At 40.2% G+C, this 16648-nt stretch carries 18 protein-coding genes and 1 tRNA gene; 6 read left to right on the top strand and 13 right to left on the bottom strand.

All coding sequences use genetic code 11. The features are described 5' to 3' along the window. The first annotated feature begins 101 nt into the window (after nt 1-101). On the top strand, nt 102-326 hold the full coding sequence (rpmE, locus tag ACT53H_RS03010) for a 50S ribosomal protein L31 (protein WP_003650476.1): 225 nt from the start codon (nt 102-104) through the stop codon (nt 324-326). Between the two features lie 63 nt (nt 327-389). Here the strand turns inward: rpmE and ACT53H_RS03005 are convergent, their stop codons facing one another. The 3 genes from ACT53H_RS03005 to epmB are packed head-to-tail and all read right to left on the bottom strand — an operon-like array spanning nt 390 to nt 5275. Continuing rightward, entirely contained in the window at nt 390-2501 is a 2112-nt protein-coding gene (locus ACT53H_RS03005) for an EAL domain-containing protein (protein ID WP_476008589.1), read from the bottom strand. Continuing rightward, complete coding sequence (locus ACT53H_RS03000) at nt 2498-4243, bottom strand: GTPase (protein WP_151964122.1); 1746 nt, start codon at nt 4241-4243, stop codon at nt 2498-2500. The genes ACT53H_RS03005 and ACT53H_RS03000 overlap by 4 nt, the downstream gene beginning before the upstream one ends. 15 nt (nt 4244-4258) lie before the next feature. Next, nucleotides 4259-5275, bottom strand: coding sequence for an EF-P beta-lysylation protein EpmB (epmB, locus tag ACT53H_RS02995; RefSeq protein WP_049837195.1), 1017 nt, complete (start codon nt 5273-5275; stop codon nt 4259-4261). Nucleotides 5276-5348: 73 nt separating this feature from the next. On the opposite strand from epmB, the gene efp reads away from it, so the two are divergent. The 5 genes from efp to ACT53H_RS02970 all read left to right on the top strand — a co-directional run bounded on the left by efp (nt 5349) and on the right by ACT53H_RS02970 (nt 9949). After that, nucleotides 5349-5918 (top strand): elongation factor P, encoded by a 570-nt coding sequence (efp, locus tag ACT53H_RS02990; RefSeq protein ID WP_004790907.1) that lies wholly within the window; start codon nt 5349-5351, stop codon nt 5916-5918. Between the two features lie 164 nt (nt 5919-6082). Beyond that, on the top strand, nt 6083-8179 hold the full coding sequence (locus ACT53H_RS02985; RefSeq protein ID WP_476008588.1) for a carbon starvation CstA family protein: 2097 nt from the start codon (nt 6083-6085) through the stop codon (nt 8177-8179). Continuing rightward, a complete protein-coding gene (locus ACT53H_RS02980; protein WP_151964121.1) occupies nt 8179-8484 on the top strand; it encodes a YbdD/YjiX family protein in 306 nt (101 codons plus the stop codon). The genes ACT53H_RS02985 and ACT53H_RS02980 overlap by 1 nt, the downstream gene beginning before the upstream one ends. A 167-nt stretch (nt 8485-8651) precedes the next feature. Next, a tRNA-Val gene (locus tag ACT53H_RS02975) sits at nt 8652-8728 on the top strand. Between the two features lie 207 nt (nt 8729-8935). After that, nucleotides 8936-9949 carry a tyrosine-type recombinase/integrase gene (locus tag ACT53H_RS02970; protein WP_476008587.1) on the top strand — a complete coding sequence of 338 codons (1014 nt, stop codon included), beginning with the start codon at nt 8936-8938 and terminating at the stop codon, nt 9947-9949. 26 nt (nt 9950-9975) lie between these two features. On the opposite strand, the gene ACT53H_RS02965 is transcribed toward ACT53H_RS02970, so the two are convergent. The 10 genes from ACT53H_RS02965 to ACT53H_RS02920 all read right to left on the bottom strand — a co-directional run bounded on the left by ACT53H_RS02965 (nt 9976) and on the right by ACT53H_RS02920 (nt 16635). After that, nucleotides 9976-10269 (bottom strand): hypothetical protein, encoded by a 294-nt coding sequence (locus tag ACT53H_RS02965; RefSeq protein WP_476008586.1) that lies wholly within the window; start codon nt 10267-10269, stop codon nt 9976-9978. 61 nt (nt 10270-10330) lie between these two features. Next, entirely contained in the window at nt 10331-11728 is a 1398-nt protein-coding gene (locus tag ACT53H_RS02960; RefSeq protein ID WP_476008585.1) for an SNF2-related protein, read from the bottom strand. Between the two features lie 3 nt (nt 11729-11731). Beyond that, nucleotides 11732-12151, bottom strand: coding sequence for a hypothetical protein (locus ACT53H_RS02955; RefSeq protein WP_476008584.1), 420 nt, complete (start codon nt 12149-12151; stop codon nt 11732-11734). After that, nucleotides 12148-12519 (bottom strand): hypothetical protein, encoded by a 372-nt coding sequence (locus tag ACT53H_RS02950; protein ID WP_476008583.1) that lies wholly within the window; start codon nt 12517-12519, stop codon nt 12148-12150. Before ACT53H_RS02950 ends, ACT53H_RS02955 begins: the two co-directional genes overlap by 4 nt. After that, the gene (locus tag ACT53H_RS02945) at nt 12516-12779 is read right to left on the bottom strand and encodes a PDDEXK family nuclease (RefSeq protein ID WP_476008582.1); all 264 of its coding nucleotides are present in this window, start codon (nt 12777-12779) and stop codon (nt 12516-12518) included. Before ACT53H_RS02945 ends, ACT53H_RS02950 begins: the two co-directional genes overlap by 4 nt. Further along, entirely contained in the window at nt 12760-12957 is a 198-nt protein-coding gene (locus tag ACT53H_RS02940) for a hypothetical protein (protein WP_476008581.1), read from the bottom strand. Before ACT53H_RS02940 ends, ACT53H_RS02945 begins: the two co-directional genes overlap by 20 nt. Before the next feature lie 3 nt (nt 12958-12960). After that, entirely contained in the window at nt 12961-15036 is a 2076-nt protein-coding gene (locus ACT53H_RS02935) for a DNA polymerase (RefSeq protein WP_476008580.1), read from the bottom strand. Then, complete coding sequence (locus ACT53H_RS02930) at nt 15036-15332, bottom strand: hypothetical protein (RefSeq protein WP_476008579.1); 297 nt, start codon at nt 15330-15332, stop codon at nt 15036-15038. Before ACT53H_RS02930 ends, ACT53H_RS02935 begins: the two co-directional genes overlap by 1 nt. A 95-nt stretch (nt 15333-15427) precedes the next feature. Next, the gene (locus tag ACT53H_RS02925) at nt 15428-16273 is read right to left on the bottom strand and encodes a DUF2303 family protein (protein WP_476008578.1); all 846 of its coding nucleotides are present in this window, start codon (nt 16271-16273) and stop codon (nt 15428-15430) included. A gap of 35 nt (nt 16274-16308) precedes the next feature. After that, nucleotides 16309-16635, bottom strand: coding sequence for a hypothetical protein (locus tag ACT53H_RS02920; RefSeq protein WP_476008577.1), 327 nt, complete (start codon nt 16633-16635; stop codon nt 16309-16311). Nucleotides 16636-16648: the final 13 nt, after the last annotated feature.

Below are 16648 nucleotides of genomic sequence, written 5' to 3'. Positions count from 1 at the left end.
TTGTGGTGTTGATCTGCTCATTTTGAGCTTTCCTCGATTTATATTGAGAGTGATCAATTGCGATAACAGCTTAAGCCTTTCTAAATTAGGAGTAATCGACGATGCGCGCCGATATTCACCCAAAATATGCAACATTAGTAGCAACTTGTTCTTGCGGTAACGTAATCGAAACTCGTTCTGCTTTAGGTAAAGACACTATCTACCTTGACGTATGTTCAGCTTGCCACCCTTTCTACACTGGTAAGCAAAAGAATGTAGACACTGGTGGTCGTATCGACAAATTCAAACAACGTTTCTCTGGTATGTCTCGCTCTATCAAGCGTTAATACTGCAAAACGAAACAAAAAACGGGCTTTATGCCCGTTTTTTGTTTATGAACGGCAAGACCACTATTGGTCTTGTACGTCTGTTAATCGATCAAGTCTTTTCTGGAAATAACGGCCTTGTAAGAAACGTGCTTCCACATTCCACGCGTTAGCAAATAAGTTCATATCATTAAGATCAGCAAGTAAAATCCCTACAGGTTTTACAGTCAAATAATTTAGAATCTTTTCTTGTAATTGCACTAAACCAGCATCTGAGTTTAATAGCTCTGTCTTCTTCGTTTGCAATTTTAAATATTGAACATCAAGTTGTTGCAATATCGATTCACTATACATAGAAGATGTGAAATCCCGAATTGAAATTTCTGCGCCGTGTTGTCGTAAGCGGGCTATGAGTTGCTGCGCAATTGCAAGGTGTGGCTGAATCGCTTGCTCTGAAAATTGTAAAATCAACGGGCTTTCTTGCTTACTACCAATAATGGTGAGTAATTTCGAAATGAGTTCAGGGGCTGATTTATCTTTGAGTAAGATATCAATATTTAAGTTAATAATCAGCTTGGCTTTCGGATACTGCGTAATGAAATTATGTAGCTGCTTACAAGCCTCGACTAAAATCCAACGGTCTAATTGAATTGAAAGTTCACTATCATCTCTTAATGCAGCTAAATCATTTAAATCATGCCACTGTTCATCTGCAATAAAACCACTCGTCACTTCGTAGTTATGGGTGTCTTGATCATGCTTATCATAAATCTGCTGATATTTTAAATGAATTTCACCCCGTGCCAGCTGTTGCTTTAACTGCTGCAATAACGGTGAGGGCATTGCAACATCAACATCTTGAAGGCTTAAATCAAGTGACAGAGAAGAGTTGGTAGGTTCAGAAGAGATAATATCGATTGTTGGCGTTATCTCAATTTCTGGCTTTGCCTTAGGTAACGCTTGCTGATTTGTTTGATCAAGAAGCTTTGCAAAGCTAGCTTCATTTAATGGCTCTGTAATTTGCGCATAACTCAGCTTGAATTGTACTGAGTAATTAAGTTCATTAACCGTTAATAAATGCTCTTTTTGCAAACTTTGCAGACTAGCCAATTGGGAGTTAAGGACTGTACTGTTTTCGGCTTGCAAAACGCCAAGATATGCCCCAAGTTCAAGATTGAAAATCGGCATTTGAGCCTGTTCTTTCAGGAAACTTTGTAGCTGATTAAAATATTGTCCGGGTGTTTGCCAGTCTAGTTGAAACACTCGTTCTGGGCACTGATTTAGTCTGAATAAAACCAATGCATTCGCTTGAGCAGGATGTGTTGATAGTTGTCGATTAATGTGTTGCCAAGGCGCAGTTGAGCCGTAACTTTTTTCAGAAAATGCTGTATTTGCAGGTGATTGTAAATCCAGTTGATAGTCAATAGTTAACTGTACAGCGTCTTCTTCCTGACTCGGAATAAATTCAAGTTTTAAAGCATTATTACCTGAAATTGCTGCATGTTGACTCTGGATTTCAAAACGAGCCTGATCAAATTGACCTAATGAAATCTTCTTAAATCTTTGTTTAAAAATATTTAAATCATTGGGTTGTAAAACATCTAAGATGGGGAGACCGATAATCTCTTCTTCTTGCTTAAAGCCAAAAAGGTTGAGGTATTCTGTATTTGCCTTAACGTGCATGCCTTCTTGAAAGAGGGCAACTGCTTTATGACTGTTATTAACCAATGTTTGTGTATGAGAATGAATAGTTTCCAATTCATTGGTCAGACGTTGCTCAGTTTGCAATAAGTGGCTATACGACAAGGTCCGAATAAGCGTGATATAAAAATAATCTAATGGCTCTAATGGAACTACGTCATAAATACCTTTATGAATATAGGTTTGATATTGCTGAGGTTGATAATCTTCAGGTTGCAATAATAAAACAGGTAAATGTGGCTGCTCAGATGCTTGAATAAGGGAGAGTGTTTGTTCGATTTTTAGGTCATAAGCACGACCAAAAATAATAGCATCCCACGGCGTATTTAACTGTTTTTCGAAACTTTTTAGATCATCAAGTAATAACGCATGAACTTGATAATTATTCCCCAATAATAAATTTAAAATCTGGTTATAACGTAGCTGGTTGTCATCAATAATGAGTAAACGTGTTTCAGTACGTTTTAACTTTTTAGATAATAAAGAGTTTCTCACTTTAGTGCTTCCCATAAATCTTGACTGCTAGAGTTGCTATTCTTTTTCATCATGAACTGATCAAGCAGACTTTGTTGCTGCTCATTCAGAAGTTCGAAATGAAATTGAATAAAACTTTGAGTAATGAGTTGTGCTTTGAGTAGATACACTTTGATTTCTTCTGTCCCCAATCGTAAATGAATTGTTTGTTGCTCTCTAAAAATTTGTGACCCCGGTAAAATCAACGTATTTTGTATTTCTTCTAGATTTTGTGTTTGTAGTAATAGTGCAGGATGATAGTTACGTGTATGACGCTCAGCTTGAATATGCACTGCACAAGGGAACATCGCCTGTGACAGAATCTCTAGACCTAACTCTAAAGATTTTTCTGTCGACTGTTTAATCCAGCGGATTACACCACCACGCCATTGTCCATGCAAAGTTTCTTTAACTAAAATATATTCACCGGTTCTTAGATTTTTCGGTGCTTCCCCAGACCATTTAATACGATATCCATTGACACTAATATCGAGAACAGTGGTTTGATAAATGGTTTTGCTTTCACGACTTAAGCGTTGGTAGGATGTCGTTTGTTGTTCTTTTTTCTCTAAATTTGATAAAACTTTAGACTCACTTTGTAAGTTGTAATTATTGTTGAGTTGTAGCGTTTCTTCAAAGTTTTTTGCTTTCGCTAGATAGAAATGAGCTGTACTTAAACCGAAACAAATTTGTAGTTCTGCATTGTATTCATAACGTTCGTGACGACGTTGAGCTGTTGTACCTAAAATTGTTTGAACATGAAACTTTAAAGCTGGGCTTAAATAAAACTTTTCATTTTTAGAAATATATTGCGCATTTTTATGCATGGTTGCAGTCACATGCTCAAGTAAAGCCTGTGTGCCTATAAAAATGCTTGGACTGAAATTAGAGCTGCGTTTGGTGTTATAGACTGGCGGATGGTCTTTACTTGGGTCGACGACATATTTGGTTAAGGCAGTATCTTTCGGCAAAATATGAATCATTCTTGCCCAGTCAAAACTACATTGAAATAAGGCTTGAATTTCTGATTGGCGAATTTGATTTGTATTTAAAATATCGAGCAAAATTAGCTGAGCATAAGCTTGGGTAATATTTGCTAGAGGGTGGTGGATACCCTGAATATGATTAATATTGATGAGATGATATTTGTGTTGAACAGCGGTTTCGTAGAGCTGATGTGCAACTAGCCACTGTCCTTTAAGAGGCTCACTATAGAGCATATGCTGCTGATATAAGAGACTCGTTAATTGTTTTAGAGCATGAAAAGTCGATAAGGTACGTGCCGTTTGCAAATTCTTTTTTTGCTTATAGGCAAATAGAGAAAACTTTTGATGCTGTAATTGCCCATGGCTATTTTGTGCAATATTTAAATAAATACTGGCGAAATAGCAACGCAGCAACATCGCCAACTCAATAATATGTTCGTTACGGTCTGTACTAATCACACCTTGGTTAAAAAAGTTTTTTTCTAGACTTGCAAGAACGTTATTAATGGTGGGATGAAGCGTTTGTATAAGATCAAAACGTAAGGTTTCACTACACTTTAATTCATTGAGCTCTAAAATAGCGGTGAATAATGCTTTTGACGTATCGCCGAGTTGCATAATAGAAAGGGTAGTGACCCATTCATTAAGATCTTTAATATTGGCTTCACAAAAGCTTAACCGTTCACGAGTGAGTTCGGTTTGATTGTGAAAAATGTCCGATAGTGCATTATTCATCATCACTTATTATATAACTCAAAATGTTGTTGCCCCAAAAAGCGGTGTTTTATTCTTTTCGCCCGCAATTTCCCTGACGAGTTTAGGAACCAAATACCCCGGTAGGTTCGCTAACACATCACGATATATATCATCTATCTCAGATGGTATTAAATCAAAATGTTGTGCACCTTTTACTTTATCTAAAACATGTAAGTAATAAGGCATAACGCGAGCTTCAAATAAACGATAACTTAAATCAATTAATGTCTGTGCAGAATCATTAACGCCTTTAAGCAATACTGCCTGATTAAGTACAGTAATGTGCTCGGCAGATAACTGCAACAATTTTGAACAGGTAAAGTCATCGAGTTCAGAAGCGTGGTTTGAGTGTACCACCAGAATAATACGCAGCCTACTGTTTTTTAATAAAGAAATTAGCTCTTCGTCGATCCGGTTTGGAATCACAATTGGAACTCGTGAATGAATTCTCAGAATCTTAATTTGTTTGAGAGATGATAAACGTTCTAACCAAAGTGCTAATTTACGGTTAGAAAGCGTAAGGGGGTCTCCACCACTTAAAATGATTTCATTAATGTGCGGATTCGCTTCAATATAATTTTTAATATTTAGCCAATCATCATTTTTCGGTAAATTTTCTTGGTAGGGAAAATGACGACGGAAACAATAACGACAATGTACCGCACAAGCACCTGTCAAAGTCAGTAAAAAACGTGATTTATATTTATGTAATACACCGGGTAATTGATTTGCTGCTTCTTCGCCCAAAGGGTCCGTTACAAATTCAGGATGTTCTTCAAGTTCTAAATGATGAGGTAAAACCTGTAGCAAAAGCGGGTCAAAAGGGTTTTTAGCGTTCATTTTTCCGACGAACGCGCGAGGAACACGCAATTTAAACTGTTCAGAAGCCAGAATCGCACCTGATAATAGCTGATCAGAGGATAACTCGAGTAGGCTTAGCAACTCCGACGGATCAGTAATAAGGTCACTCAGTTGTGATTGCCAGTTTTGCTCTTGGTATAAATAGTTTATCATTTGACACGATTAAGATAATGCAACAACGCATTATATCGCATAGTTGACTTGTTAAGTTTGGAGTGTGCCTTTCATGGCCTATTATTCTACAAATGATTTTAAAGCAGGCCTTAAGGTTATGCTTGATGGTAACCCATGTTCAATCATGGAAAACGAATATGTAAAACCAGGTAAAGGTCAAGCGTTCAACCGTGTAAAATTACGTAACCTTAAAACTGGTAAAGTATTAGAAAAAACTTTCAAATCAGGTGACTCTTTAGAAGCTGCTGATATTGTTGAAGTTGAAATGGAATACCTATACAACGATGGTGAAATGTGGAATTTCATGGATCCTGTATCTTTTGAGCAAATCGCTGCAGACAAAACTGCAATGGGTGATGCTGCAAAATGGTTAAAAGACGATTCAAATGAAAAATGTACAATTATGTTGTTCAACGGCGTACCTTTAACAGTAAACCCACCGAACTTCGTTGTATTAAAAATTGTTGAAACTGATCCGGGTGTACGTGGTGATACATCTGGCGGTGGCGGTAAACCAGCTAAGCTTGAAACAGGTGCGGTTGTTCGTGTTCCGTTATTTGTTCAGCAAGAAGAAAGCGTTCGTGTAGATACTCGTACTGGCGATTATTTAGAGCGTGCATAATAGTTAAAAAATACACTATTATCGAAGGGATGATGTAAATCATCCCTTTTTTTATGCGAAAGTATAAGAGGAAAAAAGAAAAAGGAGGAGTAGAGTCACAAGGATTAAGAGAAACAGTACATAACAATATAAAAATGCTGTAGTTATTTATTGAGAGGTTAAGAATGGACACAATGCAAGCGAAATCTACGCTTCCCTCCAAGCTGGTCTGGAGCCTAGTGGCAATAATAGGTGCAATTTCTTTTGGGATGCTGGCACTCAGTCGTGGTGAACATGTTAATGCGGTTTGGCTTGTACTGGCTGCAGCATGTGTATATAGCATCGCATATCGATTTTATAGTCTATTTATTGCAACTAAAGTATTTGAATTAAACCCAAGACGTTTAACCCCAGCCCACCGTTTAGCCGATGGTCTGGATTATGTTCCCACCAATAAATATGTACTTTTTGGTCACCACTTCGCTGCGATTGCAGGAGCGGGGCCATTAGTCGGGCCAATTTTGGCTGCACAAATGGGTTTTTTACCAGGGACAATCTGGCTACTGGTCGGTGTGGTTGTCGCGGGTGCAGTACAAGACTTTTTAGTTTTATTTATTTCAACGCGTCGAGACGGTCGTTCGCTTGGTGAAATGGCAAAACAAGAATTAGGTTCTTTTGCTGGTATCGTTGTAATGCTTGGTGCGCTTGGGGTAATGATTATTATCCTTGCTGTATTGGCTTTAGTTGTGGTTAAAGCACTTGCCCATAGTCCATGGGGTGTTTTCACGATTGCAGCAACCATTCCAATTGCATTGTTCATGGGCGTTTATATGCGCTTTATCCGTCCGGGACGTATTGCTGAAGTTTCGATTATTGGCTTCGTCTTAATGATGCTTGCAATTGTTTACGGTGGAAATGTTGCAGCAGATCCTTACTGGGGTGAGTTTTTCACTTTAACAGGAACACAGCTTACATGGTGCTTAATCATTTATGGTTTTATCGCCTCAGTCTTACCTGTCTGGTTATTGTTAGCGCCACGTGATTATCTATCAACATTCCTTAAAATTGGTGTCATTCTCGGTTTAGCAGTCGGTATCATCATTGCATTACCTGAACTGAAAATGCCAGCAGTGACTCATTTTATTGACGGTACTGGCCCAGTTTTCTCGGGTAGCTTATTCCCATTCCTATTTATTACCATTGCCTGTGGTGCGATTTCTGGTTTCCATGCGCTTGTATCAAGTGGTACAACACCAAAACTCGTCGATAACGAAGCAGATATTCGTGTGATTGGTTATGGCGGTATGCTCATGGAATCATTCGTCGGTATTATGGCGATGATCTGTGCAACTGTCTTAGACCCAGGTGTGTACTTTGCAATTAATGCACCTGCGGCTGTACTGGGTACAACTGTAGAAACTGCGGCAGAAGCTGTACGTAATTTAGGCTTTGTCGTTACTCCTGAAATGCTAACTTTGTTGGCTCAAGAAGTGGGTGAAAGCTCAATTCTTTCACGTACAGGTGGTGCGCCTACCTTTGCGATTGGTATGGCACACATCATTTCGGAAATTTTCAATAGCCGTTCAATGATGGCGTTCTGGTACCACTTTGCGATTTTATTTGAAGCGTTATTCATTTTAACTGCTGTAGATGCGGGTACTCGTGCTTGCCGTTTCATGGTGCAAGATACGGTTGGTATAGTTATTCCTGCGGTTAAAGCATCAGGTTCATTCTTTGGTAACTTGGTCGGTACGGCAGTTGCAGTCGGTGGATGGGGCTTCTTCGTCTATCAAGGTGTGATTGATCCACTCGGTGGTGTTAACTCCTTATGGCCTTTATTTGGTGTTGGTAACCAAATGTTGGCTTCAATGGCACTCATTTTGGGTACAGTCATTCTGTTTAAAATGAAAAAAGAAAAATATGTTTGGGTGACCATCATTCCAACAATTTTCTTATTCATCACTTGTATGACTGCGGGCTGGCAAAAGATTTTCCACGAAAATCCTAAGATTGGTTTCTTGGCGCAAGCGCATAAGTTCTCTGACGCGATTGCTCGCGGTGAAATATTAAAACCAGCTAAAAGTATTGCTGAGATGCAAAACATTGTGATGTCTAATCAGATTAATGCTGCGCTTTGTGGCTTCTTTATGATTGTTTCGATTGTCATGATTATTGCTTCGATTGGTATTGTGCGCCGTGCTTTAGCAAGCCCTAAACCAACTGTAAATGAAGCGCCTGCTGTATATGCTGATCGGGAAGTGGTCACCCCACGAGGAGAGTAATGATGAATTTTAAATTTGCAAAAAATGGAACGGTCATTATTGCGAAAATCATCAAAATGACAGTGCTCTCGCAAAAAGAGCTGTTGCTTTCGCCAAAGAACTGGTCTCGTATTGCGACGCTGTGGCAGCGTTTACAGCAAAGCTTTCGACTGATGGTTGGTGTTCCAGACTACCAAACTTATTTGGAGCACATGAAAGCTCATCATCCTGATTTAACACCAATGGATGCAAAGACTTTCTATCGTCATTGTGTCGATGTGCGCTATCCATCGGCAGGCGGTACTTTGAAGAAATGTCCTTGTTAAGTTGAGCTTAATATTCAGCTAAACAAAACGGTATGTGGTTAAACCATGTACCGTTTTTCTTTTTTTGGAAATGAAAAAAGGTTGCTTAAAGTCTGCTCATTTGTATTTTTTTCAATTGAAAATCACTTGTTTTGCTTTTGAAAAATGAATATTATGCTTTCCATTCTAGGTGTATAGCTCAGTTGGTTAGAGCGCTACGTTGACATCGTAGAGGTCTCCAGTTCGAGTCTGGATATACCTACCAAGATTTATTGCTTAAATACCAATTATTTAAGTGCCTAAATCGAGGAATGAAACCTAAGTTTTTAATGCTTAATTGGTCAGCTTGGGGGCGTAAAATTCCCAAAATTCGCATCAAAAACACCTTATCATTTCCGTTTTAGCACCAAAATGACCCCAAGTTTCGACTTGGGTTTTGTGTTTGGTGCTGCTACGACACCAAGGTGACTTTATGCAAAAACCAGTGAAGCGCGGCAATGCTTGGCGTATCCAAGTTCGTTATAAAAATCTTAGAGATAGTGCAACCCGTGATACTATCCGTGAATGTGAACAATGGGCTGCTACGCGATTGCTAGAAATGAAATCGCAATATAAAGAGCTTGTTGAAGAAAATAAAAAACCTCCATTCCCTTTTAAGTCTTTATTTGAAAAATACTATCAAGATGTGGGCTGCAAAACGCGCAGTTCGTCATATATCAAGCAGCAGCTAAGGGCCTTTGATAAGTATTTTGGTGAATTGGCTTATGCATCCATACACGATATTACCCCGCAACAAATAACCCAATGGCGTAATGAACGTTTAAGGGAAGTTGCACCGGGTACCGTGCATCGTCAAATGTGCCTTTATAGTTCTATTTTTACTTATGCACGTACTGAACTATTTTTAATTAAAGAAAACCCTTTTCGTGATGTGGCAAAACCTCAAAAACCGAAGCCGCGGAACGTTTCTATTAGTGAAGATACCATTCAACAAATCATTGATGGCTTGGGGTATGTGCGCGGTACCGAACCGAAAACAGCCGCTCAATATGTTGGATGGTCATTTTTATTGGCTTTAGAAACAGCAATGAGACGTGGTGAAATTATTAGAATTATGCGTGATCATATTTATGATGATTATATTCATTTGCCGATCACTAAAAATGGCGATTCAAGAGATGTCCCTTTAACCTATGAAGCTAAAGAACTAATTGACCTTATACCCAAGGACCGTGAAAAATTGATACCGCACAACGACAATTCTTTCCGGTTGGTTTGGCAACGTAATTTGAAAAAACTCGGTTTAACTGGAAAGGTCCATTTTCATGATTCGCGTCATGAAGCTATTACACGACTCGTTAATAAAAGAAAACTACCAGTTGAGATTTTAGCCAAGGTGACGGGGCATAAGACAATTGGGATTTTAATTAATACTTATTATAATCCGTCTGCGTCTGATATCGCTAAGATGATGAACGCATCATAATTTAAAGGGGCTTTATAGCCCCTTTTTTAATTCTTACGTTGTGCTCCACGTTTGGACACTACATTTAAATTATCCAAAATCGGTATGACTTCTTTCGGGTCATACAAGTGTTTCGTATCAGTGCCGCGGTTAAAAGCTTTTAGATGATTTACGATAGTTTTACGTGATAAGCCGTATCTTTCTTCAAGCCATGAAGCCGACACACGGTTTGGTATTTCCTCCGCTTTGATTTCCAAAACCTTACCAATATTAGGCACATTATCGTGCACGAAAATTTGCGGTGGTTTGTCCGATTCAACTACAACAATATATTTTCCCATTACGCTACTTCTCCAATGCTAATTAAAATTTCTTCTGGTAAATCGTCGCTGTCTTTTTCAATTAAACTTCGCATCGCTTTTTCATAGCCTCCATTAATAAATCTTGTACTTCGCGTTTTGACTCACGGCGCTCCATGACGATTTCGTCCATCGTGCCTTTTGCAATGATGTGATAGATATAAACAGGGCGGTCATAGCCTGCTTGCGCTTGGCGTGTTGGCCCGATACGTTCAATGATCTGTTGGTATTGTTCTAAATCCCACCAGTGAGAAAAGAACACAAGGATGTTTCCGCCATCTTGTAAATTTAGCCCGTGGCCTGCGCTTGCAGGATGAGCGAATAGCACAGGGATTTTTCCCGCGTTCCAATCGTGAATCGTTTGCGGGTCTTTATCTAAATGACGACCTTTTGGAAACGCTTTTAATAAACGTTCAAGGTCGCTTTTAAAATGATACGCTACTAATACGGGCATGCCTGCCGCTTCTTCAATTACAGATTCAAGCGCCTGAATTTTTAAATCATGGATCGGGTGCCAAGTGCCGTTTTCATCGGTATAAATAGAGCCGCTTGCAATCTGCAAACACTTCATTGTTTTTGATGCTGCATTAAATGCTTCAACTTCTATTGTTTCGGCTAATTCAATGAACATTTCCTTTTCCATTTCTTCATACGTCTTCAGGGCTTTGCCTGTAAGCTCTACTTCGATAGGGCGAAAGATCGGCTCTTTAATATCAAAGTAATCTTTGGCTTCGATGCTTAAGCAAACGTCTTTAATACGTACTTGAATTTCGCCTTGACTATGATCAAACGGTACAAGATTTACAGCATTACGATCGTCACCGACTATGATTTTTTGAAACCAACGATCAGTAAAAGCGCTGAAACTAGTGCCTAATCTTTGACCGCGGTCGATAAACCAAAGTTGGCCCCATAGGTCTTTAAGCCCGTTGGGCGCAGGGGTTCCTGTTAATTCAATGAATCTTTTGACTCGAGTATGCGCAACTTTACCTAAGGCACGAGCGCGAACCGAACCTTGTCTTAAACGAAATCCTTTTAGCTTGGTGCTTTCATCTGCGACCACTTTAGAGAAAGGCCAATCGCTACCAAGAAATGAAAGTAACCATGGTAGATTTTCATAATTAATGGTGTACACGTTGGCTTTCTGTTTTAAAGCGCGTACACGGTCTTCAGGCGAACCAACAATAGCAACGACTTTAAAATTCTGTAGGTGCTGCCATTTCTTAGCCTCATCGGGCCAAGTGGTAGCAGCAACGCGCAAAGGTGCAACTACAAGCGCAGGCCCCGGCTCGAACATCTCAAGAATTTCTAAAGCGGTGAGGGTAGAGGATGTTTTACCCGTACCCATTCCCGCAAACACCGCACAACGATCATTATCAAGAATGTGATTGATAATTGAATGTTGGTAATCGTGCGGCTTGTATTCAATTGGTTGGGTCATTTTTCAGCCCTCTATCTGTATTTCTTTTAGGTGTTCTATGCTTGAGAGAATTACAGTATCACCAATGAAAACGTCATCGGGGTACGACCAAAAGGTGTACCCGTCTTCTATAAACCCCTTGATTTCATCAAGCCCCCAACTTGTTAAACCAGAAGCATACAGCTGTTGGGGCACAATGTTAGATAGAGGGATAAGATAGTTTTTAGCATTTTTTATGCTTAGATCAGCTAGAGTGGTGTCGTAATCATCTTCAAAAACCCAAGCGTCAAAAGTTCCGTCAGCATAAGACTCAATCGTTTTAACTTGCGATTCAAGGCATTCACCAAAAATTCTTTTGTAGCCCATGCTTTCAAGCACACGACAAACATCTTTTAAGGGTTGATCCGCTGTAATGGCTATTTTCATTCTTTTAAATCTGATCATTTTTCAGCCCCTGATTCGCTTGCTTCAGTTAAAATTTTATATTCCCGAATTATTTCCCACTTTTTAGATAACAAATTACTCTTATAAGCACGTTCAGCAATTTCAACCCAAACAGGATCATTCTCAGGGCGTGGTTTCTGAATTCGCTCTACTGCTAACTTTTCCGCAATTTTTTCACTAAGTTCAACTGGTACAAGTTTATAACCCTCTGGCACCGCTTGACCTTTTGCAGCTAACCACGCTTTCTCACTCGTATAAAAATCTGAAATGTATTCAGGACTAAGAGCTTTGAAAAATTTATATGCGATTGGGTCATCATTCTTATACCAATCTTCATGAGCTTGCTTTTCTTGATCTTCATTAATCATTTGAGTAACTCCTCAATTCGCTCTAAGCTGTCTATGACTTCAACGCGTTGACCCATCTTGCGCATGCGTTCATGCTCGCGGGCTTGTGCTGCTGTTGGCTTTTGGTTTGGTGCTTTTAGCTCTGCCCAAAATGTATTGTCTGGAAGCATCACGATACGGTCGGGGGCTGAGTTGCGACCAATCCATTTAACTTTGCGTACTTCACCGCCTAGTGCTTCAACACATTGCACTAGGTGTTTTTCAATTACCGATTCGCGCATGTTCTACAAACACCTTTCTAAGTTCAAAATAAAGGCGCTCCATTTCGGCACGGTCTGGTAAAAACCATGAGTAACCGGTTTGGCTATGGCGATCCACAAATATCTCTAAATTGTTTTCGAGAATGAAAATCGCCTTATCCATTTCTTGCCAACTTGGCTCGTTATCTTGCTCAACCATTTCTTAATCCTTCTTATAGCGATATGACTCAAAGCCCGCTGCCGCTAAAGGCAAATCAAGTGCCCATTCGGGATTTGTAGCAAGCAGGCTTGATAAATGTTCGTGGTTGTATTCCGGTACGTCATCGGCTTCTGTAATCACTTCATCGTGTACAGTTAAATCGATTTCGTAGCCTGAAATCTCGATTAATGGCATGTTGTGGCCTAGCACATCACGGGCAACCGCTTGCGTAATGTTCTCGGCAAACTTGCCCCCGTAGGTGGAAAGGCGTTCCCATTTGCGTGTGTATTGGTTATTGCCCATATAAGAAATTCTGTTGTCGTCCGCTTTTGCACCCGGATAACAAAGGAAACGACCGCTCGGCAATTTGATGTAAAGCCAAGAACCTTTTTTAATGAATGTTACTTTGCGACATGGAAAAGCTTTGTCAGGGTTGTTAATGGCATTAATCGCTGCCACGCGAAGCTCATTCCACCATGCGCTAATATTTGGATGTGCATAACGCCAAGAGCGTTTGAACGAGTCGCACACTAACCATGTATTTTTCTTTAAACCGAACGTAGTGCGTTTTTCTTTCTTGTGCCATTCCCAAGCGCGGATTGCTTCATTCATTATGCTTGGGTCAATGCTGTCAAAAGCCTGTGCGGCCATGTCGTCAAGGTCCAGTCCATAAGCCGCGGCGAACGTTAAAAACGCGCCTACACCGCCTTCGAAACCTAATGCTAATTCTTGAACCTTACCGACTTGGCGTTGCTCTTTGTCTACGTCTTCAGGAGATACGCCAAATGATTTTGCATAAGATAAGTTATAAAGGTCGTGGCCTTTACCTGCATCAAAGTCATAGAAGGCTTTAATTTTCCAAGATTCGCCCGCAAGCCATGCCAATGCACGGCCTTCAATGTTTGATAGATCGGCTACAACTAATTTTTTGCCTTCAGGCGCACAAATACAACCACGGATTGCCGAACTGATTAGTTCCATGACATTTTCATAGAACATATCCGCACAGCCGATTTTCAAAGTCTCAATACCTTCATCAATCACGGCTTGTTTAAGTGCAGGACGTGGCAAGTTTTGAGGTTGGAATAATCGGCCCGCCCATCGTCCTGTGCGTGAAGCTCCGTTAAATTGAAGCGTTCCGCGTAATCGACCATCTGAGCTTGTGCCTTTGGCAAGGGCGTTGTATTTGGCTGTACTGGTAGTTGAAGCCTGTAAACGCACCGCAATCAGTTCGCGTACTGCAAGCGGTAAAGCGTCATCATTTATACGACGCTCTAAAGTTGACTTTTGCATATCTGGCAGTGAAACACCGTGCGCTTCGAGAATGTGCTTTAACATTGCATCACGTTGGGTAGCTGCTTGTACTTGCCCATCTGTTAAAGCAACCGTGCGTTTAGCTAAGCCTAATTGCGCTTTGTTTACGGCTTCAATTGCAGCTGCAACTAGATCAAGGTCAATGCAAACACCGCGGTCATTAATTTTTTGGTCAAGATGCCAAAGGGCTAATTCAGCCCCGCGGTAATTCCACTTAGGAATTTTATTGCGCAATTCGCGCATAGCTAAAATATCGTTCTTCGCATATTCAAGGAAACGCGCCCACTCAAGCGGATGCGTTTCACCAGTAGCACGGCGCAACTTTTGATTTGCGGGGCGGGGCTTACAGAAAAGCTGAATAAGTTGTTTACCTGCTTTGTCTTTTGCCTTGTCCTTATCAATCTTGAAAATTTCACAAAGCGCATCGAGTGAGCCGGGTAACGAATGGCTCAAAGCTTGAACCATTGTGTCTTCCCAACGTTCGATTGGTATTTGAATATCAAGGCCCATTTTTGGCAATGCATGACGCAAAACAGTACGGTCAAAATGCGAGTTATGCGCAATTAGCTTTATGCTTTGATCATTCAGTAATTTGCAAAGATCATTTGATAAAGGATTAGATGCTACATCTTCAACATGAACGGGGCCGTCATTGAGTGCCCAAGCAAATACGGTAATTTCAACTTGTTCTGCATAAGCGTGTGTGCCGTTTTTAATTGGCACAGGGCAATAGGTTTCAAGGTCAAGCCAAAGGATGTCAGACATTAAAAATCGCCCCCACTTAATACTGACTTCAAACCACCGTCAGCGGCTTCTAAATCTTGTTGAGGGTGGCCGCTTGAACTGTGCGGGTCTCCAAGCATCAAAATCATGCCATCGCTAGCGCTGTAATACTGGGCATCTGGAAAATTTTTACGAATATCCTTCATAAGCTTTTCCAAGCCTTTTGTTAGTTTTTTAAACTGTTTTTCAAAGTTTGGATTTGCTTGATTCAAAAGGTCGTTGGCATCAAATTCACCTTCGGCAATGGTGTTTAATACATCTTCTTCAGTCATATACATTTTTAATTCTCCTTTGCTTTGGTAAAGTGAACGCAGAGGGTCAGCAATACATTCACTTTCCAAAGCAACCCGCTAAAGGCGGGGTGCTTTTAGGGTTATGCTTCGAAAACGCCTTGATAGAATTCACCTTCAAGTTCAGCCAATTTATTTTTGAGAATTTCAATAAATTGGTCGGCACGTTTTTGGTCGTGATTGTCTTTACCTACAATTCGCAAAATGAAAATAGGGTCTGAATCTTTCACGGAAATACGTACAGAAATAAGCACTGATTCAACGGGCAAGCCTTTGAAGCTTTCAGTGTTAAGAACAATGGTTGTAGGCAAGTCAGCATCAACACCTGTGGCTTCCATACTTTCTGCTGCGCTTTTTTGATAGCCCATTTCAGCTACATGGCTGTTTACTTCAGTGCCTTTAGTAAGTTTCACTTTGCGAAGTGCGCGAATGCCTTTTTCAAAGGCAATAGAAGTATCTACAAGCGCGCCATCTACGAGTGTTTTACCTTTGAAAGTGATGAACTCGGCCCAATCGTCTAAAAGATCGATTAAAGTTTCTTGATCAAAACGACGACCATTTGCATGTTCAAACGCTATAAATTCAGGTTTTTTAATCAAAACTAAAGTTGCAGTGTCATCTGCGTGACCAGGGTCGGCTTCATCACCAATGTTAAAAAACGCTTCAGTTTTTAAAGTGCCTGTGGTGTTAACGAAGTTTTTTAAGCCTTCAACGCCACGGGCTTTTGCATAGTCAACAAAAGATTCAATGTTGTTCGTTTGGAAAGTTCCGCGGAAACGGTCGCGCAAAGAATTGTATTTTTCAGTGCTATAAATTTTAAAACCTTCAGGCACAATTGCGATTGAAGCGGTTTTATCAACTTGCACGGGTAAGTTGCCTTGAGCCGCAATTGCTAGCGCTGCGATTTTGTCTACGTTTAATTGTTCCATGTGTTATTTACCTTATAAAGTTTGGTAGGAAGGGTTTAGCCGTTTAGATAATCTTCTGTTTTGACTCGTTCAGGCATCAAAGACAGCTTGCCGCCTTGAAGAACATGCATGACGGTTTTGCCGCTTGCATTTTCGTTTTTGTCGCCCGTTTCGGTTGGGGCTTTGAAACTGATTTTGTGAGCAATTTCGACTTGGGTGCTGTCAGAAATTTGGTTAACAGATAGTTCCAAAGTAACTTTGCCTGCTTTGCCGTGTGTGATTACTGAACCCGCAACAGTTGAAAGGAATAGACCTAATTGCTTTTCAGCTACACCGCCTTTTAGGTCGCCAAGGAATTGAGGTACATCGGTTAAATTATTCATTCTTGTTTTCCTC

Source organism: Acinetobacter sp. DMC2, assembly GCF_056314305.1.
Note: the sequence above shows the minus strand (reverse complement) of the source record. Positions and strands in the feature narration are given on the sequence as shown.